The organism is Muricauda sp. MAR_2010_75, from assembly GCF_000745185.1.
Classification (GTDB): domain Bacteria; phylum Bacteroidota; class Bacteroidia; order Flavobacteriales; family Flavobacteriaceae; genus Flagellimonas.
On record NZ_JQNJ01000001.1, the window covers coordinates 1559298 to 1584668 of the forward strand.

Consider the following 25371-nt stretch of genomic DNA (forward strand, 5'->3'; position numbering starts at 1 on the left):
GGGTTTCTGGGTGTTATGTTAGTAGATCTGTCCTTCAGCCACTTTAACACTAAAAGGCTTGCACCAATACAAGAGAAATTGATAGTTATTGATGCCGGTGTTTTTAATGGTGTAGGAATGTGCGCCCACAAATACGGTAACGGGGCCTACTTCTAGGGCTCCATTGATGGAGTTAGGGTTGTTGGTAAGATATAGATAGAGTCCGGGAAGACTGGATGAGGCCACATAGTCGCTGCTTATGGAGAGTATGAGGTCGGTCCCGTTGGCTTCCAATGTAAAGCTTCCTTCCAAACTGTACCCACTGGTTGTGGCTATGGTTCCACTTTTGCTGGATTCTTCGCCACTCTCCATGGCAATTGTGGAGATACGAATCACATTTTTGGCAACAATCGAATTGCCATCGATGAGTGCGGATGCGGTGATGGTGGCCTCTCCTTCCGCTACGGCGGTTGCAATTCCCAGTTCGTTGATCGTGACAATGGATGCATTGGAACTGACCCATGTAATTGGTACATTTTCAGGTTGACCAATGCTATTAAGATAGGTGGCCTTGTACGAATGCATGGCCGACGTCTGCAAGTTGGAAATGGGATTGGTGATGCGAAGGGTAGGTTCCACAAAATCATCCACATAATCCTCTCCAATACATCCTAGACATAAGAAAGTAGCCATAACCCAAATGAAATGGGGCTTTAAAAAAATAGAAGACATTTAAGCAAATTTTTTGTCGAATACCTTCTATTAGTTAAGCAACGGCGGTAAAGCTTACAAAATCTTTTAAAAAAAGGTAAAATCCTTATGGATTTGTGAACCGGGCCTTGTAGAAAACATCCATCAAGGCGGTTCTGATGTTAAGGTCATACAGATTTCTATGGTCCCGTGACGGATATACCCTATTGGAAAGAAAGATAAAGACCAATTTATTTTCGGGGTCGGCCCAAACAAAAGTGCCCGTAAAGCCGGAATGTCCAAAACTTTTGGGACTTGCCAAAGGAGAGGGGTAGGCTTCTTCCAACGGGAGTTCTGTGTTGTTGAGCAAGGGCTTGTCAAATCCTAATCCTCTTCGGTTTTCGTTTTGAGGGTATTGCACTTTGGTGAATTCTTTTACGATTTCAGCTGAAATAAGCTGTTGGCCATCCATATTGCCATAATTTTGATAGAAGAGCATCAGTTTCGCCAGATCATCCGCTGTGCCGAACAATCCCGCATTGCCTGAAACACCACCTTTTAGCGATGCATTTTCATCGTGTACCCAACCTTTTACCAAGTTTTTTCTAAAAAGAGAATCCACTTCGGTGGGAACAATGGCATTCACATAATTGTTTTCTTTGGGCAGATATCCCAAGGTATGACAACCTAAAGGTTGATAAAAATTTTCATCCAAATAGATTTGGTAGTCGGTTCCCGTGAGTTGCTCAATCAAACTGGGGAAAATCAAAAAAGACAGTCCTGAATACACATATTTCTTTTCATCGGTAACTTTGGACCGATTGATGATTCGGTTCATCTTTCGTTCAAAACGATCATTGATGTAAAGCCCATCATAGACTTGTCCTTGAAATCGTTTATCGGATGAATCATGTATAAACCTCCTTTTGATTTTACCATTTTTCCGAAGAACTTTTTGTAAAAATACGATGTAGGGCACTAAACCTGCTTGATGCGCCAAAATCTCCCGAAGCGTGAGGTCTTTTTTGTCCTTTCGGCGTCTCCAAGGTTTCCAATAGGTGCTGAAGGGTTTGTCCAAATCGACCTTCCCTTCATCCACCAACTTCATCAAAGCAGGGAGCGGCCCTAAAATTTTGGTGACGGATGCCAAATCGTACAAATCGTTCAGGGCAACAGGTTGGAGGCTGTCATAGCTATGGAAACCATACGCTTTATGGAAAATTACGGTATCGTTTTTGGCGACCAACAGTTGCGCTCCTGGAAATGCCAAACTATCAATGCCCATTTCCACGATAGAATCCACTTTTTGGTATATCAAAGTGCTGTCCAAGCCCAATTTGGAAGGGTAGGCGTGGATGAGCTCGTGCTGGGCAAACCCAATTTGGAAAAAAACAAATAAAAAGGAAGATGCAATAAAAAGTTTCTTCATGAAAAGAAAGGGGCTATCCTAATGTTCTAACAAAATCCTTGGCAAAATAACTGGCAATGATATCCGCACCTGCTCTTTTGATGGCGGTCAATTGTTCCAACATCACCGCATCGTGGTCCAACCAACCTTTTTCGGCGGCGGCTTTTACCATGGCATACTCTCCAGAAACTTGGTAGACTGCAACAGGCACTTCGACTTCATTTTTAATTTCCCGAACAATGTCCAAATAGCACAAACCGGGTTTCACCATAACGATATCAGCCCCTTCATCAATGTCCATTTGGGTTTCTTTAATAGCTTCATACCGATTGGCATAATCCATTTGATAGGTTTTCTTGTCCTTCGGTACATTGGCGATATCAACAGGTGCTGAATCGAGGGCATCACGGAAAGGTCCGTAAAAGGCACTGGCATATTTAGCGGAATAGGCCATAATTCCTGTATTGATGAACCCTTCATCTTCCAAAGCTTCACGAATGGTCAGGATTCTACCATCCATCATATCGCTGGGTGCCACAAAATCAGCACCAGCTTTGGCATGGGATAAGCTCATTTCAGCCAAGACTTCAGCAGTTTCATCATTCAGGATTTGCCCCTCGGCCACAATGCCATCATGCCCATAGGAAGAAAATGGGTCAAGGGCCACATCGGTCATCACCAACATTTGTGGACAAGCATTTTTTACGGTTTTTATGGCACGCTGCATCAGACCATTGGGGTTTAGGGCCTCGGTTCCTTTGTTATCCTTCAGTTTGTCATCGACCTTCACGAAAAGAAGCACGGAACACAATCCCATTTTCCAAAGTTCCTTTACCTCTTTTTCAAGATTGTCCAAACTCAACCTAAAGTAGTTGGGCATAGAGGCAATCTCCTCTTTGACGGCTTTGCCTTCTACCACAAAAAGAGGGACGAGAAAGTCATCTGGAGATAAAGTAGTTTCCCGAACCAATCTTCTGATAGATTCGGACGCGCGAAGTCTTCTGTTTCGTATTAATGGATACATGTCTTTTAAGTTTTCAGCGATGTTTTTATTTATATATCGATTTCTCCTGTTAAATAAAGCACAGCTTTACCTGAAATTTTAACGCGTTCGCCCAAATATTCACAGACCAGGTCACCTCCTCGTTTGGATAGTTGTTTGGCCGTCAATTTATTTTTGTTCAGCACCTCAGCCCAATACGGAGATAACGAGGTGTGGGCGGAACCTGTAACGGGATCTTCGGGAATGCCACAGGCAGGCGCAAAAAAGCGTGAAACAAAATCCACCTCTTCCCCTGGTGCGGTAACGATAACCCCGCGAACATCCAATTGCGCCAACAAATGATGGTTGGGTTCAATGGCCTCAATTTCTTTTTGGGAGCGGTAGACCATCATATAGTCTGTTTTGCCCTTCAAGGTTTTTATTGGGGCTTGTCCGATTGTGCTGTCCAATTCCTCAATATTTTGAATGGCAATCAAACGGTCTGTAGGGAAATCGAGAGTTAGCCAACCATTGTCTGCCTTACTCACGGTCAATTCTCCACTTCGGCTCGAATAAAACTGAATGGTATCTTTTTCCAGTTCATAAAAATGGAAGAGTACAAATGCTGTAGCCAAGGTGGCGTGCCCGCAAAGGTCCACTTCTATTTCTGGCGTAAACCATCGAATTTCAAATTGCCCATCCTTTTTGACAGCAAAAGCGGTTTCGGCCAAATTGTTCTCTTGTGCAATTTTTTGCATCAATTCTGGACTCAACCACGAATTCAAAATGCAGACTGCAGCAGGGTTTCCGCCAAAAGGTTGGTTGGTAAATGCATCTATTTGGTAAATTTTCTGTCTCATAGAATTGGTTTCAGAGCAAAACTACGGATTAAACCCAATTTTTAGGGTTTTGCAGTACTGCTATCAATTTTTCTTCTTCACTTCCTTTTTCGGGATGATGGTCGTATCGCCATTGTACGTGCGGGGGAAGACTCATCAAAATACTCTCGATACGGCCGTTGGTTTTGAGACCAAAAAGGGTGCCCTTATCGTGAACCAAATTGAACTCGACATAACGGCCTCTTCGAATTTCTTGCCAATCCCGTTGTTCTTGGGAATAGGGAAGGTCTTTTCTTTTTTCAACAATAGGAGCGTAGGCATCCAAAAAACTATCTCCAACTTCGGTGACAAAATTGTACCAATCTTCCATGCTGGTTTCCGCGGTTTTCTTGCAATAATCAAAAAACAACCCGCCTATGCCACGGGCCTCATTCCGATGCGCATTCCAGAAGTATTCGTCGCATTTCTTTTTGTAGGACGGATAGAATATTGTGTTATGGGCATCACAAGCCTTTTTGCAAATCGTATGAAAATGTGAAGCATCTTCCTCGAACAAATAATAGGGAGTGAGGTCCTGTCCGCCACCGAACCATTGGTCCACGATGTTGCCGTCCTTATCATACATCTCAAAATAACGCCAGTTGGCATGTACGGTAGGAACCATTGGACTTTTGGGGTGAATGACCAAGCTCAAACCACAGGCGAAGAAATCAACGTCTTCCACGCCAAAATAGTTTTGCATGCTTTTGGGCAATGGCCCGTGGACTTTGGAAATATTGACGCCTCCTTTTTCAAAAACGGAACCATTTTCAATGACACGTGTTCTACCGCCCCCGCCTTCTTCACGTTCCCAGAGATCTTGTTGGAACTTGGTGGTTCCGTCCAATTCTTCGAGTTTGGAGGTAATGGTATCCTGTAATTGTTGAATGTATTGGTAAAACTTATCCTTCATAATCTAATTCGTAAAGTTCCATATCAAGATAGGCCTCATTTGGAGCTTGATAAGCTTTTGATATCGTTTTTATCCATCGAAAGCCTGTTTTTTCTGCAACTCTGATGCTTGCTAAATTACTCTTGTGCGCGAAAATTTTTAGTTTTTTGAGGTTCAGTTCGTTAAAAGCGAATTCTGAAACAAATTTTACGGATTTTGAAACGATTCCCTTTCCTTGTTCGGCTTTATCCAGACAATAGGCCAATTCGCCTTCACCCGAATCGAGTTTTATATCCTTCAAAATCACTAGACCAATGACAACTCCGTCTATATTTCTGATAGCAAAGGCAAACTCTGATTTAGTCTGAATTTCTTTCTTTTTTTTGGAAATATAGATTTGGGAATTTTCAACGGATTCATTTTGGGACAACGTACTTGGGAAAAAGCGTTTGAATATATCGGCATTGGAGGTCATCATGAGGTACAGGTCTTCTGCATCAGATTCCGAAAGGTAATTTATTTTGACAGCTTCTGACATTTCCCTTTTTGTTGTTATAAAGTATGTACCATTCGGTCTTTATGTTCGGAAAGTGTTGAGTTCTCGTCGATTTTAATGGACTCCAAAGTCATATTCTTCAACAGCTCAAGGACTTCCTGCTCGGACTTTTCCGTGTTTTGGGCAAAGATGAAACGCCCAACTTCGTTATTATGCAAATCCATTTCCTTTGGCAATTTTTTGTTCGGAAATGAATCCTCATGCCAATCGGTTACTTTTTTTGCCCAAGCTAAAACGGCTTCCTCATTTCTGTGCCAGTTATGACAGCGTTTCGCAATCAAATAATTCCAAAAAGCGTGTCTAAATGCATTGGCAGGACCATTTTTATGGTGCAACTTACCATAGTTTTTGGTCGAAATGGTTATGCAATCCTTGGTGGCATTAATGGTTGGGAGTATAAGGTGTGGACGACTCAAACCAATAAAAACACCTTTCAGCATATTTTTAAAATCGACCCGCTTTACTACTGCAATAAGGTTCACTCCTTATATTCTTTTACCGCATCTATAAATGCTTTTGCATTTTCCACAGGAATATTGGGTAAAATTCCGTGGCCAAGGTTCACAATATATTTGTCCTTACCAAAGTCACGGATCATCTGTGTGACCATTTCCTTGATTTTCTCTGGTGGCGAAAGTAAGCGGGCAGGGTCAAAATTACCTTGAAGGGTAACCTTGCCTCCCGTTAAGTATCGTGCATTTTGAGCGGAACAGGTCCAATCGACCCCTACGGCCGAAGCCCCGGAGTTGGCCATTTCCTTAAGAGCGAACCAGCACCCTTTTCCAAAAACGATTACGGGAGCTTCGTCTTTCAATGCATCCACGATTTGCTGAATGTATTTCCACGAAAATTCTTGATAATCCCGTGGAGACAACATACCACCCCATGAATCAAAAACCTGGACGGCATTCACACCAGCCTTCACCTTGGCCTTAAGGTATGCAATGGTGGTGTCTGTTATCTTTTGCAGCAATTCGTGTGCAGCCTTGGGTTCGGTAAAACAGAATCCTCTGGCCTTGTCAAAACTCTTGCTGCCTTGACCTTCCACGCAATAGCAAAGAAGTGTCCACGGAGAACCTGCAAACCCGATCAAGGGAATTTCATCATTCAATTTTTCCTTGGTGATGGTAATAGCATCCATTACGTAACCCAAAGTATCTTGAATATCAGGGACAACTACCTTGTCCAAATCGGTTTGCGAACGGATAGGGTTCGGCAAGTAGGGGCCAAAGTTGGGTTTCATTTCAACCTCAATGTCCATGGCCTGGGGAATCACCAAAATATCGCTGAACAAAATAGCAGCATCCATGCCATAGCGGCGAATGGGCTGTATGGTAATTTCCGAAGCCAATTCAGGGGTTTGGCATCGTGTGAAAAAGTCGTATTTTTTACGGAGTTCCATAAACTCGGGCAAATAGCGTCCCGCTTGTCGCATCATCCATACGGGTGGGCGTTCAACGGTTTCGCCTTTTAATGCTTTTAGGAACAAGTCGTTTTTTATCATAAATTTTTGAAATAATTAATTGCCTGCACCAACACATTTTCAACTGTTGGTTTGTTGGCTGTAACAATATGTTTTGAATGTTTTTGAGCTTCGGTGGCTGTAGTTTTCCCAATACAAAACAATGTGCTGTTCCCTAGGGTGTTTTCCAAAAGATAGCTTCTGATTCCACTTGGGCTGAAGAACAGAATACCATCGAAATCCCTTTGAAATGCTTTTGGATTTAGCTCGGTACGGTATACTTCAACCTCCTTAAATTCAATGTCGTTTTGGGTCAACAATGCTGGAAGTTCATCTCTTCTTTTATTTCCACATAAAAACAAAAAATGCTCGTTTTTATGGTTTTTTAAAATGTTTTTACCCAATTCTAAAGCATTTTCGGCCATTTTTACCACATTTAAACCATTTTCCTTCAAAAGTATTTTGGTCTTCTCTCCCACGCAAAACACATTGAATTTGGACAAGTTCGATGGCTTAACCTGATTTAAAAATGCTTTTACGGCATTTTTGCTAGTGAAAATGTAGTTGCTATAATTCAATGGGATTTCCACATTCAGGAAATCAATTTTTAGGGCATCGTATTCCACCAAACCCAAACCAGAATTCAGAAAAAGTTCCTTTTGTGAAGGGGTTAATATTTTAGTGGAGAGCACTGTTTTCATTTCTGATTTCTTGCATCAATTTATCGCCGCCTTTTTGCAAGACTTCTTCGGCACATGCTTTACCCAATCCGGGGGCATCTGAAAGTTTTACTTCTTTTTTGATGTCGATTTTTTGTTTTCCATCCAAGGAGAAAACCACTCCTTCAAAATAAACGGATTCGTCTTTCACTTGAGCCAGGGCGCCAATTGGGGCGGTACATCCACCTTCCAAAGTGCGCAAAAACTCACGTTCAATGGTAGTAGCGATTTCAGTTTCTGAATGATTGAGCTTTGCCAATGCCTCTCTGGTAAATTCGTCCTCTTCTTTGGCAACCACCAACATAGCACCTTGGGCAGGAGCAGGAATCATCCAATCCAACTGAATGGCATCTTTGGGCAACAATTTGATTCTTTCCAATCCAGCTTGGGCAAAAATGGCGCCTTGCCAATCGTTTTCAATCAACTTAATAAGCCTGGTGTTCACATTTCCTCTTAAATCCACCACTTTATGGTTGGGATATTTGTTTAGCCATTGTGCTTTTCTTCGCAAACTTCCTGTTGCAATAGTAGCAGGTTGGTTGGATTCCAAAAATCCGGAACCCTTGTGAACCAAAATATCATGTGTTACCGCGCGCTCCAATACGGCCGCTTGCACAATTCCTTTTGGCAGTTGGGTAGGTACATCTTTCATGGAGTGTACGGCAATATCAATATCTCCTTTGAGTAAAGCAACATCTAGAGCTTTGGTGAAAATTCCCGTTACCCCGAGCTCATAAAGCGGTTTGTCCAACACTTGATCTCCAAGGGATTTAGTGGGCACTAAAACGGTATCGTTCCCGATTTCTTCCAGCTTTTGTTGTACGGTGGTCGCTTGCCACATCGCCAGTTCGCTGTCGCGGGTTCCAATGCGGATGATTTTGCTCATTTGGAATGTACTTCTAGCTGAAAGACTTTTTGGATCAGTTCTAGACTGTCATCGGTGTCTACCTCGTTACTCTTAAGATGATTGGCAAACTGCTTGGTGATTTTTTGAATGATTCGGTCTGAGATGATCTCTGCCTGAATTTGGTCAAAACCTTCAATCTTTTTGGTCTGAAAATCGATTTCCTCGGTCTTCATGGTGTTCAGTTTGTCCTTGAGGGCATTGATCACTGGGGCAAACTTTCGGGTTTCCAACCATTTTAGGAAGTCCTTTTTTACTTTTTCGATGATGGCTTCTGCTTTGGGAACGTATTCTTTTCTTTTGGCCAAAGTCTCATCTGTAATCTGTGAAAGCTGATCCAAATGAACCAAGGTCACGTTGTCCAGTTCCTTTACATCATCCGACACATTTTTGGGAACGGACAAATCCAAGATCAACAATGGTTTTTTGGAATAGATCAACACTTTGGAAACCGTTGGCAATTGAGCTCCTGTGGCCACGACCAAAATATCGGCCTTCCGGATTTCCGTTTGCAGATCACCATAATCTTTTACCGTTAAATGAAATTTGCCAGCAATGTCCTCCGCCTTTTCCCTGGTTCTGTTGATCAATGTAATGTGAGAATTGTTGGAATGCTTGATTAGGTTCTCACAGGTATTCCTGCCAATTTTTCCGGTTCCGAACAATAGGATATTCTTATTGGAAATATCTTCAACGTTGTCCAAAATATATTTTACCGAAGCAAAGGCTACGGATGTGGCACCTGAAGAAAGTTCCGTTTCGTTTTTGATGCGCTTGCTGGCCTGAATGACCGAATTGCATAAACGTTCCAGAAACGGATTGGCCATGTCTTGTTTTTTGGCCCGATAAAACCCTTGTTTAATTTGACTGATGATTTCAAAATCACCCAAAATCTGACTGTCCAGGCCCGTGCCTACTTTAAACATGTGCGAAATGGCATCGTGGTTTTTGTATACATAGGCCACCTCTTGAAATTCTTCAACAGTACCATGTGTCTCGTCGCAAAGCAATTTGATAAGTTGGTAGGGATGTTGTGCAAAACCATAAAGTTCGGTTCTGTTGCAAGTAGAAATGGCCAATAGGCCGTCAATTCCTATTTCCTTGGCCTTGTCCAAAATATGGTCAATGGCAGGAACATCCAGACTGAACTTTCCTCTAACCTCTGCATCCGCCTTCTTGTAACTCAACCCAATGGCGTAGAAGGAATTATGTTTTGAAATATGGTAGTCCCTCATAAAGGATATAAATCGCAGCACAAAAATAACAGGCTTATAGGTCAAAAAATAACGCTAGAGGAACTATAAATAATCGCTACTATCATTTTATGTGTTATTTTTGATGAAAATCAGGGGAAACGTTATTATTATTGATTAATTAGAAGGTCTAAAACACAATTTAGAGTGATTCTAAATTGAAAATTGAATGAAATGAAACCAAATATAGCTATTGAAAATATCGCCAAAGGTTCCTATGATGAGATTTTGGTGGAAGATGGATTTTATATCCTTAAAATTCAGAACGATACAAAGGATTTTCAGATGATTGAACGGGATATTGACAGTTCCTTTATCCAATTTCATTTTTGTTTGAAAGGTAGATCCCTGTTCAACTTCAATGAAGGACATTACCAGTTAGAAGTTACCGAGGAAAACTCATTGTTGCTCTACAATACCCAAAAGGATCTACCCCTTAACCTAACCGTCTCCCCAAACTCATGGCTACTTTCCGTGGTCATGACCATTCGTAAATTTCATTCCCTATTTTCCAATGAGGCCGATTACATCCCATTTTTAAGTGGGGAAAATCAGGAAAAAAAATACTATTCCCAAGAAGTGGTGTCACCGGCCATTGCGGTGGTGTTGAGCCAGTTGATGAATTACAACCTGCATCCCTCCATTAAAAAACTGTACGTCAAAGGCAAGGTTTATGAACTTATCTCACTCTATTTCAACAAAACCGAGGAGGCCGATTTGGAACAATGCCCCTTTTTGGCCGATGAAGATAATGTTCGCCGGATTAAAATGGCCAAGGAAATCATGATTTCCCGGATGGCCGAACCGCCTACCTTGGCCGAACTTTCTGCCGAAATAGGGTTGAGCTTGAAAAAGTTGAAAGAAGGATTCAAGCAGATTTATGGTGATTCGGTCTATGGTTTTTTGTTCGATTACAAGATGGAATATGCCCGGAAAATGCTGGAAACGGGAAAACACAATGTCAATGAGGTAGGGTTAAAAGTGGGCTATAGCACGGCCAGCCATTTTATCACTTCTTTTAAAAAGAAATACGGTACAACGCCAAAAAAATATTTAACTTCAAACACATAAAAATCAAGACAATGAGATTTCTTTTTTCATCCTTACTGGCAATTTGCTTGGTGGTTACAACTTTTGGACAAGACACGCCCAAAACCACAGAAACCGATAGTGTAAAAATGCCCGAACTGGTGATGGTTTTTACCAAAACTGTGGGATACCGGCACCAGTCCATTGAAAAAGGGGTGCAAACGTTGCGGGAATTGGGCCGGAAAAACGGGTTCATTGCACTGCAGACAGAATCCTCGGAGGATTTTACACCACAGAATCTGGCCAACTACAAATTGGTGGTTTTTTTGAGCACAACCTTGGATGTGCTGAACGACCAACAACAGCGAGCCTTTGAAAGTTATATAAAAAATGGTGGGGCTTATTTGGGAATTCATGCAGCATCTGATACGGAATTTGATTGGCCCTGGTATGGTACGTTGGTAGGAGGATATTTTGTGAACCATCCCAACAACCCCAATGTGCGAAGTGCAAAAATTAAGGTGGTGGATAAATCGCATCCTTCAACATCCCATCTTCCAGATGTATGGTCCCGCAATGATGAATGGTACAACTTCAAGGATCTAAACCCAAATGTAACCGTATTGATGAACTTGGATGAAACCACTTATGAGGGAGGGACCAATGGAGCCAACCACCCTATTGCCTGGTACCACGAATTTGATGGCGGTAGATCCTTTTACACCGGAGGGGGGCATACCAATGAATCCTTTGATGAGCCCAATTTTAGACAACATTTATTAGGGGCCATCGAATGGTGCCTAAAACGAAAGTAAGGTGGGTCTAGCCACAATGATCCCGATATTGCTTTTGATGTTTTTGAGATAATCTGCTAGGGGCAATTCTGAAATTTCCACTTCCCCATTTTTGCTTGATGCGTGGAGCAAATGCAATCTTCCATCAGGTTGATGGATGGCGATGCCAGTGTGGGTCACATCCAGGCCTTTTATAGAGGTGGCCAACGCGATAATATCTCCCGATTGGATCAGGTGCTCTTTACTTTCAATCTGATCTTGTGGCAAATAACAAAGCTCTTCGTGGGCCAGTTCCTTTTCCACTTGAAGCATGGCTTCAAAATTTTCATCATTCGTTAAAAAAGGATAGAGTGAACGATGTGTTCCCATAAAATTGATAGGTTTGTTTAGTAACACACCACCCAATTCCGAGGTGATATCCTTGACCAAACCCTTCTTCTGATTGTTTCGAATCCACTCCGTAAAATAATGTAAACGTGAAGGATAGCTTTTTAAAATACCATCCCTATACCGAATGGTTTTTAAATTTTCTGCAAATGCATTAAAAGTTTCTTGCTCGTTCTTGAGCATTAATCCAAAAGCCAGCACATTTTCAACAAAAGTGGTGCAATCCAATCCCGAAAAATTCACAACAAGGGTTTCTGTTTCCCCAACTTCAAGGGTCTTTTCCACATACGCTGTTCCCATAAACGACCTTCCTACCTGCACAAGTGTATCTCCCAAATTGGATGCCTGGATTTCTTGAAGTTCATCCATTTTGGATTCAAAAAGAGACTTGTCCTCAGGAGAACATGTGATTTGTTGGGCAAATGCAAAAGATGATATCGCCAAAACGATGAGTAGACTAACAATAGGGTTAAATAGATTTTTAATGGTAAAATCTAAAAATTTCATGTGAATCATAAATTGCTTTTAGTTCGGGCTCAATAAACTCTTGATGTATTAAATCAGGATAAGAAAGAAAATCCAAATGCAAAGAAGTTGAGATCAAATTTAAATTACCAACCCTTAAATTAGGGTAAGTCTGTTGTATTTCTTCAGGAATTTCACCAATAGTCCCAGAAAAATAAGGAGAAGAAATAACGTTCCATGTTGTTTGAATTCTATTAACAAGAGGCACACCTTCTTTTACTTCCCATTGAACATCTTTCATTTGATAATCGAGGTTTGTTATAAATTGATAATTAGAAAAGGACTGGTCGGCTATTGTAAACGAGGCATTTTTTGGTATACTTATATTCTCTGGTTTGACCCCATATTTTTCATAATCATACTCATAAACGTCACTTCCAAAACTAAATCGTGTTCTATATCTACTATACAAATCCAAATATCCAATTTTTATAGGATTAGGTGCTAGTGCACTGGTATCTATTAATGTAGTATAAATTCCACCTCCAATTGAATACGACTGATTATCCTCAAATGCTTGAACAACTACATATAAGTTATAGGCTACAGGGTTTGAAATTGGAATATCTACCTCAAGATAATAATCATAAAAATTAAATTCAGAGTAGTCTACTTCTATGATATCTTCATCTGAAATGTCTTCAATAAAAAAATACTTCGATTCATTATCTGAGTCATAGAAAGTATAAAATATATTATTATACTCATTTAATCTTACATCAAGATGAGAAACCTGATCTTTAACACCGTTATCAAGACCTTGTTTTGTATAGATGTGACCATCTTTGTCCGAAAATGTTTCATATCTAGGTGAAACTGCATTATTAACAGAGATGTCAAAACTTCCTGTTTGATCTCTAAATGTAACAGGATCATATTCTGGATAAGGTCCAAAATTCCAATTGGAGCCAATTTGTATTTCAGGATAAGATTTAATAGTATGTCTCATATTCCCAAAAGAACTATTGTCATAAGTGAACAAACTTATTGTTAAGTTGTCAGGTAATTTCTTTTCTTGAATATCAAAAATTAATGAGTCCCCTGCTTCAAATTCTCTGTAATCCAATAGTTCGCCATCTTTATCATGAATAATAATCCAATTGTCAGTTTCTGCTGTGGATAGAGCAACTTCGAAAGTAAAGTAGGTTACCATTTCTGGTTCTTCATCACCTGTTGGATCGGGATTAGGTTCTTCAGATTCATCTTTTGAGCATCCATAAAAAATGAAAAGGAATCCCAATAACATTGGTTTTAAGTTTTTCATCTTGACAGTTTTTTAAGATAGACGTCCAATTAAAAAAACGAAGAAATTTCTGATAAATTGAAAAGCTGTATTGAATTTATGAGCCGTTTTGATTTTCATCTTTATGTTCAATCGTCAACCTTGTTGTACGTGCAATGCTTTCAGGATAATTTTCTTGCAAGTATACAATCAATTTTTCCCGAACATGAACTCGTAAATCCCAAGCAGTAGGTGAATCCTTAGCACTCATTAAGGCACGTACCTCCACATAATTGGGCTTAGACTCGGTGACTTGTAGCACATTGACCTCACCATCCCACAACTTGGTGTTGTTCAAGATTTGGGTTAATTCTTCCCGTAACTTATCAAAAGGGACGTTGTAATCCACATATAAAAAAACAGTTCCCAAAATAGCGGATGAGGTCTTAGTCCAGTTTTGAAAAGGTTTCTCTATAAAATAGGGCGTGGGTACGATCAATCGGCGTTTGTCCCAAATGGCTACCACCACATAGGTCAGGGTAATTTCTTCAATACGGCCCCATTCCCCTTCCACGATCACCACATCGTCCAGTTTTATGGGCTGGGCTATGGCAATTTGGATGCCGGCCAATATGGTTCCGATAAGTTTTTGGGCCGAAAAACCAATGATAATACCCGCCACACCGGCTGAAGCAAAAATACTTATACCTAATTCTCGAATTTCTTGAAAACTCATCAAGGCTAAACCAAGAGCCAGAAGAATGACAACAAAGATGATAATGCGTTCCAAGATGGTAAATTGGGTATAGATTTTTCGGGCCTTTAGATTATCCGTTTCACCTACATCATAGTTTCTAAGGATGACCTGTTTTACAATCTTCAAAAGAGCGATTACCAGCCAGGTCATGGCAAAGATAAACAAGAGGGTACTTGACTTTTTAAACCAATACTCCGATTCCTCAAGACTTAAAACGTTGCGCAGGGCATTAATCCGTAGGATGACGGAGACAAAAATCAAGATCAACGGTAGCGCCAATTTTTTAAAGGAACCATCGGGCAAGAGGTATTTCGGGTTTTTGCCCAAACGTTTCAACAGGATGGATATGGCCCAATATACAAAGACCAGGCAGAAAAGGGTAATCCCTAAATAAATCAGTGATTCTTTTGAAACGTTGTCGTAAAAGGACTCCATAGTAACAAAAATAGGGGAGAAAACTATACATCAAGGAATAGTACTCTCCGTTTTTGGATTGAATTTCATTATTTCTCCATAAGAAAGTATTTTGAAAGGGAAAATACAAAGTCAGAGTCAAGTTGTATTTTTGAACTCTAAAACAAAAAAGCTGTGCCAAAAGGAGTTTTATTGGTCAATTTGGGCTCACCCGATAGCCCCACCCCTAAAGATGTTAAACCCTATTTAGATGAATTTTTGATGGATGAGCGTGTTATAGACGTGAATCCAGTCCTTAGGAACATTATTGTTAGGGGAATCATTCTAAATACACGCCCTAAGCGCTCTGCGGAAGCCTATGCCAAAATTTGGTGGGATGAAGGCTCTCCGCTCATTGTCATTTCAGAACGTTTCACGGAAAAAGTACGCCAAAAGACCGATCTTCCCATTGCTTTGGGTATGCGCTATGGGTCAATGACCATTAAAAGTGCCCTTAAAGAATTACAAAAAAAAGGGGTGGATGAGGTGCTGCTTGTGCCTTTGTATCCCCACTATGCCATGTCTTCCTATGAAACGGTAGTAGTTAAGGCCATGGAAGCACAACAAGAACACTTCCCTGAGATGCACCTGACCACCTTGCCCGCTTTCTATAGCAATCCAGAGTATGTGAAAGTGCTCTCAAAAAGTATTGCGGAAGGATTGAAAGGTTTTGAATATGACCATATCTTGTTTTCCTATCATGGGATTCCGGAGCGACACATTAAAAAATCGGACCCCACCAAATTCCACTGCAAAATAGATGGGCAATGTTGCAAGACGAACTCCGTTGCACATCATACTTGCTATAAGCATCAGTGCTTGGATACCACGGAACTGGTGAAGAAAGCGTTGGATTTGGATGACGCCAAAGTCAGTTCATCGTTCCAATCCAGATTGGGGAGCGACCCATGGTTGCAACCATTTACCGACGAAGAATTTGAACGCTTGGCCCAAGAAGGAAAAAAACGATTGGCGGTGATCACCCCAGCATTTGTGAGTGATTGCTTGGAGACTTTGGAAGAAATAGCGATGGAAGGGAAACATCAATTTGAAGAAGCGGGAGGAGAAGATTATATCCACATAGCCTGTTTAAACGACAGAGACGACTGGGCTGGATTAATGGCAGCGTGGATCAAGGAATGGCAAGAAAATGGAAAACTTCCTGAAACTAGGGTTCAGTAGGAAACCAAAAAACTAAAAAACAGCAAAGCGAATTTGATAAAGGTATTGTAGTTTTGGGGACACCATACTGCATACAGATTTCACTCTCAAAGCACAAGCATTGGCATGGCCAAAGTAACCTCTGAAGAACTTGGGGTAGAACCCATCGGAAAATTGCTCATCAAACAGGCCGTCCCGGCTTCCATTGGTATTTTGGTGATGTCGCTCAATGTGTTGGTGGATTCTATTTTCGTGGGAAATTGGATTGGTTCCATCGCCATAGCCGCCATTAATGTGGTACTTCCCGTTTCGTTTTTTATTGCAGCCCTGGGCATGGCCATCGGTATTGGGGGTTCCAGTATCATTTCCCGTGCGTTGGGGGCCAATAATAGGGATAAGGCCCTTAAAACCTTTGGTAATCAAATAACATTGACCTTGATTGTTACCATTTCCATGGTCGCTTTGGGGCTCTACTACGTAGATAGCCTTATTCCGGCTTTTGGTGGCAAGGGGGCAATTTTTGACCCAGCAAAGATTTATTACACCATCATTCTCTACGGTGTACCCTTTTTAGCACTCTGTATGATGGGAAACACAGTCATCCGGGCCGAGGGGAAACCCAAGTTTGCCATGATTGCCATGATCATCCCTTCGGTGGGCAACCTGCTCATGGATTACATTTTCATTTATGTGTTCGATTGGGGAATGCACGGCGCGGCTTGGGCCACAACGGTTGGCTATTTGATGTGCTTTGCATATATCCTGTATTTTTTCCTCTCCAATAACTCAGAATTAAAGATAAGCCTACCCCATTTTGGGCTCGATATGCCTATTTTGAGAGAGATAGGTTCGCTTGGTTTTGTGACCTTGGCCAGACAGGCCGTGACCAGCATTACCTATTTGCTTATGAACAACATCCTTTTCAATTTGGGGGGAGAGGCCATGGTGGCGGTTTACGCCATTATCGGCAGAATGTTGATGTTTGCCCTGTTTCCGGTCTTTGGGGTTACACAAGGTTTCTTGCCCATTGCGGGGTTCAATTATGGGGCCGAAAAGTATGATCGGGTAAAGGAATCTATCTATACGGCCGTAAAATATGCAGCTCTGGTGGCAACCATTGTTTTTGTGATTCTCATGGTATTTCCTGGAGAAATCGCTTCTTTGTTTTTAAGTAATCGACCTGAACTTTCTGAAAAAGAACTGGCAACAAACGTTTTTGTCCTACAGCATGCTCCGTTTGCCATGCGATTGGTATTTGCCGCCACGCCCATTATTGCTTTACAACTGATAGGGGCCGCTTATTTTCAAGCAGTGGGGAAAGCAATTCCGGCCTTATTGCTGACCTTGACCCGGCAGGGCTTCTTTTTTATTCCTTTGATACTCATATTGCCTCATTTTATGGAAGAAACCGGAGTATGGTTATCGTTTCCCATTGCAGATACTCTTTCCACTGTGGTAACCGGAATATATTTGGCCCGAGAAGTCAGGCTTAAGCTATCTAAATAAATAGGCATAAAAACAGAATACTAGGCGATGTGATTGGCCAACAGCTTTACAAGCAAAGTCTCGACCTCTTCTAGTTTAATGGAACTCTCTTGATAGTTGGAAACAAACTCATACGCTGTATCAACTTTTATTCTTTGATGTACCAAATGACCAGTTGCTTCAGAGAATTTATCGCTCTCCAATAGGGCCAGAATTTTATTGGTCCATAAATTTGGATGTCCATTAAAGCATAAGGCACGGTCATAAGATGCCAAAGCTCCCTCATAATGTTTTTGTTCATGAAGAGCAATGCCGTGCTGCAACCAAGCATAGTAAGAATTGGGATTGAAAGCCAAGGACTTTTCTGCTGCTATTTGAGCCTTTTCCCAGACCTTTAAGGTGTTATAGGCATAGGCTAATTGGTCCCAAGCCCTATAATCATCAAGATTCTTCAGCAGCATTTTTTTGGTGGAACTGATTGTGTAATCATCCTGTTTGTGTGGCTTCAGGAAAGCGGCGTCAATTTCCTTTTCAAAAATGGGGGGCACATTCCCATTGACCAACAAATCTCGTTGTAAACGTAAATAGTTCAATTCGGTGAGTTCGTTAGGCTTTTTAAGAAGTATATCAACAACCGAAACAGTATCTCTGACAATTTTGGCCGGGTGGTTTTTGCATCGGTTGCACAAATTATTCAAAGCGTTGTCTTCTCCAATAAAATAGTAGTGCCAAAGCCAATAGAGCAGTTCAGCACCATTTTCAAGGCTTTCTGTATTTGTTTCAGGGATGGATCTTATATCAGCAGGAGGAGTTTCAAAATTGTTGGTCAACAGGCGCATGATCCAAAAAGCGTTGTCATACGCATCCATCGCGTTTGTGGAAGATGTTGCAATCAGTTCAGTGCCGTTCAACCCATTACATATTTCTTGATAGTTACTGTATACATCACTATCATTGGCAAGATTGATTTTTCCCGATAACAGTTTCAGCTCTTCTTGAAAAAAAGAAATCTCAGGGCTATCTGGCAGTTCCCCATCAATTATGGATTCAATAGCTATTTGGTGGTCATGGGCGAAAAGCATGAAGTCTTGGTAAATAAGATTCAGATAGGCAAACGATTCTGGAGAATCTGCCAAGAATTTCATATCCAGTACACCAGAATTATGAAGAAACACTTCAGGGTATTTAAGGTCAAGATTTATATAATATTGCTGACCACCTGAATCAGCGCCAATCATAACCGAGTTGGTAAAGGCTTGGGCCAGTACTTCAATTTTTCCATGCGAAAGAAGCCATTTAAAAGTATTGTTCGTTTGGTTTTCTGGCAATGCCAAATCAGTGGTAAAATAGTCTCCAAACCCAGCACCGGATTTATAATCTTGAAGAAATTGCAGCACCGCTTGTGTCGATTCAGAAATGGAATGGCCAAACAAGGTTTCCACGTTTTTTACAACTTCATGGCCGATATTGGTTTTCTCTGTTGTTTTGGTCAATTCCTCAAAAAAGGAATCCTTAAAGTATTTTTCGGATTTTGTCATGGGCGTTTCATCGCTTTTACCAAAAATCCCAAATCAGCCCCAATTTTGGCTAGCTCATTTGACCAATAGCCCTTTTGAACCAATATTTGTCCAATGATTGCAATTTTATGGTTCCAAGATCAATAAACAGGCAGGAGAGATAAATTTTAAGCAGATAGATTGATTTTAATCGTGTAACCAGAGATTTCGTTATTTTAGGGGCCTTGATTATACCAAACCATGAAAAAAACACTTGTATTAAGTCTAATAACTATTTTAACAATGGCCTGTGGCCAAAAAACCGAACAAAAAGAAATGTATACTCTATTTGTAGGAACCTATACCAATGGAGCCAGTGAAGGCATTTATTCACTTCAATTCAATGCCGAAACAGGCAGTTTGGATTCCATGAAATTGGCGGCCGAGTTACCCAACCCCTCTTTTTTGACCATTTCCAAGGACAAACAACATCTGTATGCAGTTCAGGAAACCTCAGATTTTGATAGTCTAGGGGGAGGAGTCACCGCTTTCAAACTAAAAGATGGCGTCTTGGAACCACAAAATAGTATAGGCACTGGAGGTCCTGGCCCTTGCCATGTATCGCTTTCTGGAGATGGGCGCTTGGCGGTTTCCAATTATGTAGGAGGCAATGTGGCCCTTTACAAATTAAAAGAAGATGGATCTTTTGGGGAAGCCCCACAGATCATAGACCATAAAGTTTTGGACACCACAAAAACGCCACATGCCCACATGGCACAATTTACCGAAGAAGGTGTTTTTGTGGCCGACTTGGGTTTGGATGCGGTTAAACGCTATAAATTGGATGGTAATAAATTTGTGCCCGGAGACCAACCCTCTTTGTCATTTGCCAACGGTGCAGGCCCCCGCCATTTTACATTTGGACAAAATGGGAAATTGTATGTAATCAACGAACTAAATGCCACCATATCGGTTTTTGAGAAAGATTCCAACGGAGCTTACCAAGAAATCCAAGTAGTGGAAACCTTAGACCCAACCTATGAAGGCAGGAATGCCTGTGCCGATATTCACTTATCATCCGACGGAAAGTTTTTGTACGGCTCCAACAGAGGGGAGAACACCATCGTTATTTTTGCCGTGGACCCTGCCTCCGGGGAATTGACCTTGGTAGGAAGGCAACCCGTTCATGGTGATTGGCCCCGAAATTTTGCTTTGGATCCCACAGAAGAATTTTTGTTGGTGGCCAATAAAAGTAGCAGCAATGTTGTGGTGTTCAAAAGGGATAAGGAGGCGGGAATTTTGACTTATTTAAGTGAAGTTGAGGTGCCCAACCCTATTTGCTTGGAGTTCTTGGATTAAAAGGAGAGCTTCCTTTTCACCAACCGGTAATTTTCCAACGTAGTTGGATTGACAATAGTATTGTTACCTTGGTCAAAATTATCCAACTGGGAATCTGCCACAAAATACATGTGATTTCTATTAATTGCGAAAGTTGTAGGGATGTCCGAGGATTGTTCAAATTCTGAAATTTTGGTTTCCGATAGAATTTCGGAACCCTCTTCATTCAACCTAAATTGAAAGATTCCATTTTGAGAAAGGTCTCGTTTTGCATTGACTATCCCAATAAGATGGTTTTGATAAAATTTCATCCCATCAATGCCCTTAAAAGCATTGGGTTGGTTAATCAGTTTCTTGTTGGCAATGTCCAAAACCCGAATACCACTCGTGTAGGTGGCCAGATATAGATATTGCTCATTATTGGAAATAGCAATGCCATTGGAATGTTTCACTTCATTATTGGAGAAAAAGACCTCCAATTGATTTGTGTTCGGATTAATGGTGTAAATGTCACTACTTTCTGAATCCGTAATGTAAACGGTCCCTTTGGAATTCACGGCAATGTCATTCAAAAACACAAAATTTCCATTGTCCAGCGGGTAGGATTGGATGAGTTCTCCTAAATATATATCCAACAAAAGCAAGATGGAGGTATTATTTTCCTTGGACAACCCATTTCCCAATGCATAGAGCGTGTCTCCTTTAATGGTCATCCCAAAACCCGAAAGATATCCGTATTGATGACTGGAAAGAAATTCCTCAGGATTGCTTCCATCCAAATTGCAACGGACAATCTTGGCACTTTTTAAACTGTTTAAGTACACCTTTTGTAAAACTGGGTCGATGGCAATTCCTTCGGGAATCAAATCTTTCTCAAAATGGAGTTCAATTGGTTTTTCAGGATTAACGCATGAAATAAATAAGGCCAATAAAAAGACGATTCGCATGATTGACGATTGAATGCGGAAAATACTAAATATTACGGCTCAAATTTTGATTTTTAGAATTTCATTCCACCTGCTGAATCCCTGACACATGCGATGCAATGGCCTTCCATTGCCCATTGCGTTTTACCACTACATTGCTGGACTGGTAAATGGTCTTGGTGGAGTCCTTGAAGATGTGTCCCGTTCCACAAATCATTGCTGTGCCATTGGGTAGAATATCCAAGCGTTTTATTTCAAAGAAGAAGGAATCGTGGGGGCTGGAATGCGCCTTTATCCATTCCAATTCTTGGGCTTTGTTGGACCAGTTTCCATCGGCATCGATCATTTGAAAATCATCTCCCAAGATGGAACCAAGTAAAACCGTGTCTTGCTCCCGATAGGCCTTGGGCCAATCCACTTCTTTCAAATGCCGCAGCAAAGCTTGGTCTTGTTCTAAAATGATTGGGGTGGATTCTGTGGATTTTGTTTCTACTCCACAGGATAGCAACGTCATAGTGGCAAGGATACTGAAATAGCGATTCACATTTCTTTTTTTGATGTTTCAAAACTAACCGTAAAAAGGATGTGGTCAACAATAGGCTAGGTGAGCCGCGGAAAATTAGGCGTGAGTCGCGGAGTCAGAATCGATGAAATCCTTAAAATACATCCGACTGAATTTAAGTTCGGTTCCATTTTTTAAATGAAGGACCCCATCTCCATTTTTGTTCTTTTGGAAATGGTCCATAAAAAAGCGATTTACCAAATAGGAACGGTGCACTCGCTTAAAATTTTTGGGACAAACCTGTTTTTGGAAAGAACGTAGACTTTGATATTTTACAAACTTCCCTTTTTCAGTATGCAGTACAATACAATTATTACTGGTTTCCACATACATGATTTCATAGGGATGAAGTATAAATTGCATTCCCTTCTTGCTTACTTTTATTTGCGTAGCTTTTTCGGATGCGTTTGGGGTTGATTTTGATTCAGTTCCAACAAAATGGAACAAGAGAAAGAAATAGCAGAGCAAGTTTACGGCAATATTGTTGGTTAGTCCCGCATTCAGCAAATTGAAGCTGGGCGAAGTGCACTGGTACACCGTGGTCATTAAAAAAACGACCAATACCTGTCCCACAATGATATTCAATGCTGAGGCCGATAATCCCAACCCTCCCTGAATCAATAGGGATTTGGAATGGGGGTTAAAAGACCATTTTTGGGCCCATACTTTGATTTGCTTTGCAGAAGCGGTCCAAAAAACAAAACTGGTAACGGCTAGAATACTCAATTCAGAAAAACAAGGAATCCCCAAACTTGCCTGAAACATGCGGCCAATGCCCATGTTGAGCAATACAAAGAGGCTTATTAGGGAAATAAGTTTGGGCATAGGATAAATTTAAGGGAAAAAGTAGTTGGCTGTTAGCCTGCTAACCATCATTTTTTTGAACTATCGAGCTTGCACTTTCTTGTATACCGCTATTTTTCTGGAAGAAAGATTCTAGGAATTAGGACAATATCCATTTTATTCCAGTTCCCCAATTTTTTTGAGAAATCTGAATATTTTTTTATCCACCTCGGATATGATATCCAAATCCTTATAGTTCAGCCATTTTATTTCTTCAATCTCACTTGACGGATGTAAAATCCCATTGTATTCAGCCCTGTAGCAGGTCATTTTGACTAAAACACCTTCTTTTGCCCCATCTGATTGAGCAATGAATGTTCCAACATATTCAATCGTTTCTTTTTTGATTTTTACACTTAATTCTTCTAAAATTTCCCTTATAAGTGTTTCTTCATCAGTCTCTCCAGGCTCTCTTTTTCCACCAGGGATATAGTATTTGGTTTTTCCTTTAGATTTTGTGCTTAAAATTTGTCCATTCTTGGTTTCAATAAATGCGATTTTATCAATTTCTTTCATTTTAGGTTATTATGGAGAATGTGGTGCAATGCTTTTCTTATGTTTTCAAGTTTGGATATAGTAATCTCCCCGCTGTTATCTTTGCTAAATGATGGCAGTTAGCTGATTTATTATCCATTTTCATGCATATTTTTGTTTCTTGTGAGCACTCCTTACCCATTTTGGATCATATTTAAAATACACTATATTTTTGATAAATCGTAGCGTTGTTCTTTTATCAATTTTCCAAAACTTGTTGTTTCCTTTTCTTTTGTCAATATGAATCCATGCCTTTTGTAAAGTGAGGCTGCAGATAACAATTCATGGGTAGTCCATAGATAACAAGATCGATATTTTTTTTCTTGAAGGAAATCCATGAAAAGTGACATTAGTTTCTTTCCCAATCCAATGCCTCTAAATTCATGCTCAAGATAAAAATAGCGGAGTTGTGCAGTATGGTTTTTCCTGTGCATCAACAAAAGAAAACCCACAATCTTTTCTTCATATTCACATATCCAAGCTCTATCCAGATCAGGGTTGTAATTTTCATAAAACTCATGCAAACCTGCTCCGACATAAGTTTCAAATGAAACACCATAATTATATTCTTCACCATATAGTTTGCCATGACGGTACATTACAAAACCCAGGTCACCAGGCTTAATGTTTGTCCTGATATGTGTATCGTTCAAATTCATCACTGATTTACTTTTTGACTAATAAGTTCATTACTTTTTCGAAAAGGCTTACCAATTCTTCCTGTTCATTAGTGTCGAGATGACCAATAATTCCCGAAATACTGTCTGAAGACCTTTCGTTGAGTTTTAGAAATGTTTCTTTTCCTTTTAAGGTAAGTGTAAGAGAATATTCCCTTTTGTCGTTCTTAGACTTTGCTTTAACAATGATGCCGTGTTTTACCAGTTTTGAGATTAACCGACTTAAATAGCCTTCATCGATTTGAACGATTTCTTTTATTTGTCTTGCTGTAATGGTCGGTTTGTAATAGATTTCAAACATTACCCTAACCTCTGAAAGGGAATACTGGCTTTGCAAAATATGATTATTTGTCAGACCGATTATCCCGGTATAAAAACGATTGAATTCTCTTATTTTTTGTATGGTATCTTTTTTCATGATGTAAAGATAATAAAATACTTGCTTTAAGCAAGTATTTTATCAAAGCCATATATCCATATGCATTTATAAAGACATGGCCAGGGTTCTACTTCGAATTTTCCTTATCAATATTTGTCTTTAAGGTATTCTATACCTGCCCTACACCTTCAGAAGTCATCACCACTCGTTTTAATGTACCGTCGGGATTGTAATATAAATAATCAACACAGACAGAACGTCTATGACTTCCTCCATCTTTTAACCCACCATTGTGGTAAAAGAAGTAAGATTTGCCTTTAAAATCCAAAATCGCGGGACGGTTGGTTTTACAGTTGCCTGCAAGTTCATTTAATATGCCCTTAAATTCCCATGGCCCTTGGATATTCCTACTCATGGCATAAGCAACTTTTTCTGGCATCTGATGACCATAGGAAAGGTAATACCAGCTATTATGTTTATGTATATGGATCCCCTCTTCAAATTCCGGTAAATCCAAAATTCCGATCTTGCCTTCCAGTTCTATCATATTCTCCTTTAGTTTGGCAAAGTAGCATGTCTTGTTTCCCCAAAAAATATAAGGTTGGCCATCATTATCTATAATCACACTTGGGTCAAGATTGGCCTTTTTGTTATCTGTGAAAGGTAGCATATCGAGTGTTATGATCGCAGAACCTCTTGCATCTTTAAAATGACCTTTGGGACTTAAGGATTTTGCCACACCAATTGCGGATTCATTTGTGATGGCGTGCTCTATGGCAACATACCAATAAAATGTTCCTTTGTGATGAATTACATTCGATGCATAGGCCTTACCACTTGACCATTTAAAATCTAAAGATTTTAGGGGAACTGGATGCTCATTCCATTCGACTAGATTGGAAGATGAAAAACACAACCATTCTCGAATAACATATTTCTCCGTACCTATTGGTGCTTCGTCATGACAGGTGTACAGATACAATGTATCGTCGTAGACCAATGCCGTTGGATCAGCAGTATATTTATGCCTGATGATGGGATTATTACATATCATCTTTACATTTTTTTGCATTTTCCATT

General features: G+C 40.4%; 27 protein-coding genes. 5 read left to right on the forward strand and 22 right to left on the reverse strand.

All coding sequences use genetic code 11. From position 1 onward, the window contains the following. Nucleotides 1–18: 18 nt before the first annotated feature. The 11 genes from FG28_RS07000 to hemA all read right to left on the reverse strand — a co-directional run bounded on the left by FG28_RS07000 (nucleotide 19) and on the right by hemA (nucleotide 9705). Nucleotides 19–672 carry an Ig-like domain-containing protein gene (locus tag FG28_RS07000; protein WP_156102220.1) on the reverse strand — a complete coding sequence of 218 codons (654 nt, stop codon included), beginning with the start codon at nucleotides 670–672 and terminating at the stop codon, nucleotides 19–21. 124 nt (nucleotides 673–796) lie between these two features. After that, on the reverse strand, nucleotides 797–2098 hold the full coding sequence (locus tag FG28_RS07005) for a serine hydrolase (protein WP_036381225.1): 1302 nt from the start codon (nucleotides 2096–2098) through the stop codon (nucleotides 797–799). A gap of 13 nt (nucleotides 2099–2111) precedes the next feature. Then, nucleotides 2112–3101, reverse strand: coding sequence for a porphobilinogen synthase (hemB, locus tag FG28_RS07010; RefSeq protein WP_036381228.1), 990 nt, complete (start codon nucleotides 3099–3101; stop codon nucleotides 2112–2114). Nucleotides 3102–3130: 29 nt separating this feature from the next. Further along, nucleotides 3131–3919 (reverse strand): PhzF family phenazine biosynthesis protein, encoded by a 789-nt coding sequence (locus FG28_RS07015; protein ID WP_036381230.1) that lies wholly within the window; start codon nucleotides 3917–3919, stop codon nucleotides 3131–3133. 28 nt (nucleotides 3920–3947) lie between these two features. Continuing rightward, entirely contained in the window at nucleotides 3948–4850 is a 903-nt protein-coding gene (hemF, locus tag FG28_RS07020) for an oxygen-dependent coproporphyrinogen oxidase (RefSeq protein ID WP_036381233.1), read from the reverse strand. Continuing rightward, entirely contained in the window at nucleotides 4840–5367 is a 528-nt protein-coding gene (locus tag FG28_RS07025; RefSeq protein ID WP_036381236.1) for a GNAT family N-acetyltransferase, read from the reverse strand. Before FG28_RS07025 ends, hemF begins: the two co-directional genes overlap by 11 nt. Before the next feature lie 14 nt (nucleotides 5368–5381). Next, nucleotides 5382–5867: a DUF6973 domain-containing protein gene (locus FG28_RS20025; protein WP_051947210.1), complete on the reverse strand. Its 486-nt coding sequence runs from the start codon at nucleotides 5865–5867 to the stop codon at nucleotides 5382–5384. Beyond that, on the reverse strand, nucleotides 5864–6889 hold the full coding sequence (hemE, locus tag FG28_RS07035; protein ID WP_036381239.1) for a uroporphyrinogen decarboxylase: 1026 nt from the start codon (nucleotides 6887–6889) through the stop codon (nucleotides 5864–5866). The genes FG28_RS20025 and hemE overlap by 4 nt, the downstream gene beginning before the upstream one ends. Then, entirely contained in the window at nucleotides 6886–7548 is a 663-nt protein-coding gene (locus FG28_RS07040; protein ID WP_036381242.1) for a uroporphyrinogen-III synthase, read from the reverse strand. The genes hemE and FG28_RS07040 overlap by 4 nt, the downstream gene beginning before the upstream one ends. Further along, nucleotides 7526–8452, reverse strand: coding sequence for a hydroxymethylbilane synthase (hemC, locus tag FG28_RS07045; protein ID WP_036381244.1), 927 nt, complete (start codon nucleotides 8450–8452; stop codon nucleotides 7526–7528). Before hemC ends, FG28_RS07040 begins: the two co-directional genes overlap by 23 nt. Continuing rightward, complete coding sequence (gene hemA / locus FG28_RS07050) at nucleotides 8449–9705, reverse strand: glutamyl-tRNA reductase (protein ID WP_036381247.1); 1257 nt, start codon at nucleotides 9703–9705, stop codon at nucleotides 8449–8451. Before hemA ends, hemC begins: the two co-directional genes overlap by 4 nt. Before the next feature lie 192 nt (nucleotides 9706–9897). Here hemA and FG28_RS07055 point away from each other — a divergent pair, with 192 nt between their 5' ends. Both FG28_RS07055 and FG28_RS07060 read left to right on the forward strand, forming a co-directional pair. Continuing rightward, nucleotides 9898–10794: an AraC family transcriptional regulator gene (locus FG28_RS07055; protein ID WP_036381249.1), complete on the forward strand. Its 897-nt coding sequence runs from the start codon at nucleotides 9898–9900 to the stop codon at nucleotides 10792–10794. 11 nt (nucleotides 10795–10805) lie between these two features. After that, nucleotides 10806–11567 (forward strand): ThuA domain-containing protein, encoded by a 762-nt coding sequence (locus FG28_RS07060; protein ID WP_036381252.1) that lies wholly within the window; start codon nucleotides 10806–10808, stop codon nucleotides 11565–11567. On the opposite strand, the gene FG28_RS07065 is transcribed toward FG28_RS07060, so the two are convergent. The 3 genes from FG28_RS07065 to FG28_RS07075 all read right to left on the reverse strand — a co-directional run bounded on the left by FG28_RS07065 (nucleotide 11553) and on the right by FG28_RS07075 (nucleotide 14872). After that, on the reverse strand, nucleotides 11553–12440 hold the full coding sequence (locus FG28_RS07065) for an N-acetylmuramoyl-L-alanine amidase-like domain-containing protein (RefSeq protein WP_051947211.1): 888 nt from the start codon (nucleotides 12438–12440) through the stop codon (nucleotides 11553–11555). The two genes, FG28_RS07060 and FG28_RS07065, sit on opposite strands and share 15 nt — an antisense overlap. Then, nucleotides 12415–13722 (reverse strand): hypothetical protein, encoded by a 1308-nt coding sequence (locus FG28_RS07070; RefSeq protein WP_036381255.1) that lies wholly within the window; start codon nucleotides 13720–13722, stop codon nucleotides 12415–12417. The genes FG28_RS07065 and FG28_RS07070 overlap by 26 nt, the downstream gene beginning before the upstream one ends. 76 nt (nucleotides 13723–13798) lie before the next feature. Continuing rightward, nucleotides 13799–14872 carry a mechanosensitive ion channel family protein gene (locus tag FG28_RS07075; RefSeq protein WP_036381258.1) on the reverse strand — a complete coding sequence of 358 codons (1074 nt, stop codon included), beginning with the start codon at nucleotides 14870–14872 and terminating at the stop codon, nucleotides 13799–13801. 153 nt (nucleotides 14873–15025) lie between these two features. Between FG28_RS07075 and hemH the strand changes: the two genes are divergently transcribed. Next, on the forward strand, nucleotides 15026–16072 hold the full coding sequence (hemH, locus tag FG28_RS07080) for a ferrochelatase (RefSeq protein ID WP_036381261.1): 1047 nt from the start codon (nucleotides 15026–15028) through the stop codon (nucleotides 16070–16072). Nucleotides 16073–16177: 105 nt separating this feature from the next. Continuing rightward, complete coding sequence (locus FG28_RS07085) at nucleotides 16178–17557, forward strand: MATE family efflux transporter (RefSeq protein ID WP_036381264.1); 1380 nt, start codon at nucleotides 16178–16180, stop codon at nucleotides 17555–17557. Nucleotides 17558–17577: 20 nt separating this feature from the next. Here the strand turns inward: FG28_RS07085 and FG28_RS07090 are convergent, their stop codons facing one another. After that, the gene (locus tag FG28_RS07090) at nucleotides 17578–19074 is read right to left on the reverse strand and encodes a hypothetical protein (protein ID WP_036381267.1); all 1497 of its coding nucleotides are present in this window, start codon (nucleotides 19072–19074) and stop codon (nucleotides 17578–17580) included. A gap of 219 nt (nucleotides 19075–19293) precedes the next feature. Between FG28_RS07090 and FG28_RS07095 the strand changes: the two genes are divergently transcribed. After that, on the forward strand, nucleotides 19294–20391 hold the full coding sequence (locus FG28_RS07095; protein WP_036381270.1) for a lactonase family protein: 1098 nt from the start codon (nucleotides 19294–19296) through the stop codon (nucleotides 20389–20391). On the opposite strand, the gene FG28_RS07100 is transcribed toward FG28_RS07095, so the two are convergent. The 7 genes from FG28_RS07100 to FG28_RS07130 all read right to left on the reverse strand — a co-directional run bounded on the left by FG28_RS07100 (nucleotide 20388) and on the right by FG28_RS07130 (nucleotide 25363). Beyond that, nucleotides 20388–21317, reverse strand: a complete 930-nt coding sequence (locus FG28_RS07100) for an SMP-30/gluconolactonase/LRE family protein (protein WP_036381273.1) — start codon at nucleotides 21315–21317, stop codon at nucleotides 20388–20390. The two genes, FG28_RS07095 and FG28_RS07100, sit on opposite strands and share 4 nt — an antisense overlap. A gap of 61 nt (nucleotides 21318–21378) precedes the next feature. Then, nucleotides 21379–21840, reverse strand: coding sequence for a nuclear transport factor 2 family protein (locus tag FG28_RS07105; protein WP_156102221.1), 462 nt, complete (start codon nucleotides 21838–21840; stop codon nucleotides 21379–21381). A 75-nt stretch (nucleotides 21841–21915) separates the two neighbouring features. Further along, nucleotides 21916–22683 carry a LytTR family DNA-binding domain-containing protein gene (locus FG28_RS07110; RefSeq protein WP_036381279.1) on the reverse strand — a complete coding sequence of 256 codons (768 nt, stop codon included), beginning with the start codon at nucleotides 22681–22683 and terminating at the stop codon, nucleotides 21916–21918. Nucleotides 22684–22818: 135 nt separating this feature from the next. Then, nucleotides 22819–23217 (reverse strand): NUDIX domain-containing protein, encoded by a 399-nt coding sequence (locus FG28_RS07115; RefSeq protein WP_036381282.1) that lies wholly within the window; start codon nucleotides 23215–23217, stop codon nucleotides 22819–22821. Between the two features lie 182 nt (nucleotides 23218–23399). Further along, nucleotides 23400–23894 carry a GNAT family N-acetyltransferase gene (locus FG28_RS07120; protein ID WP_036381285.1) on the reverse strand — a complete coding sequence of 165 codons (495 nt, stop codon included), beginning with the start codon at nucleotides 23892–23894 and terminating at the stop codon, nucleotides 23400–23402. Nucleotides 23895–23901: 7 nt separating this feature from the next. Further along, nucleotides 23902–24330 carry a MarR family winged helix-turn-helix transcriptional regulator gene (locus tag FG28_RS07125; protein ID WP_036381288.1) on the reverse strand — a complete coding sequence of 143 codons (429 nt, stop codon included), beginning with the start codon at nucleotides 24328–24330 and terminating at the stop codon, nucleotides 23902–23904. 130 nt (nucleotides 24331–24460) lie between these two features. Further along, entirely contained in the window at nucleotides 24461–25363 is a 903-nt protein-coding gene (locus FG28_RS07130) for a glycoside hydrolase family 43 protein (RefSeq protein WP_036381291.1), read from the reverse strand. Between the last annotated feature and the right edge of the window lie 8 nt (nucleotides 25364–25371).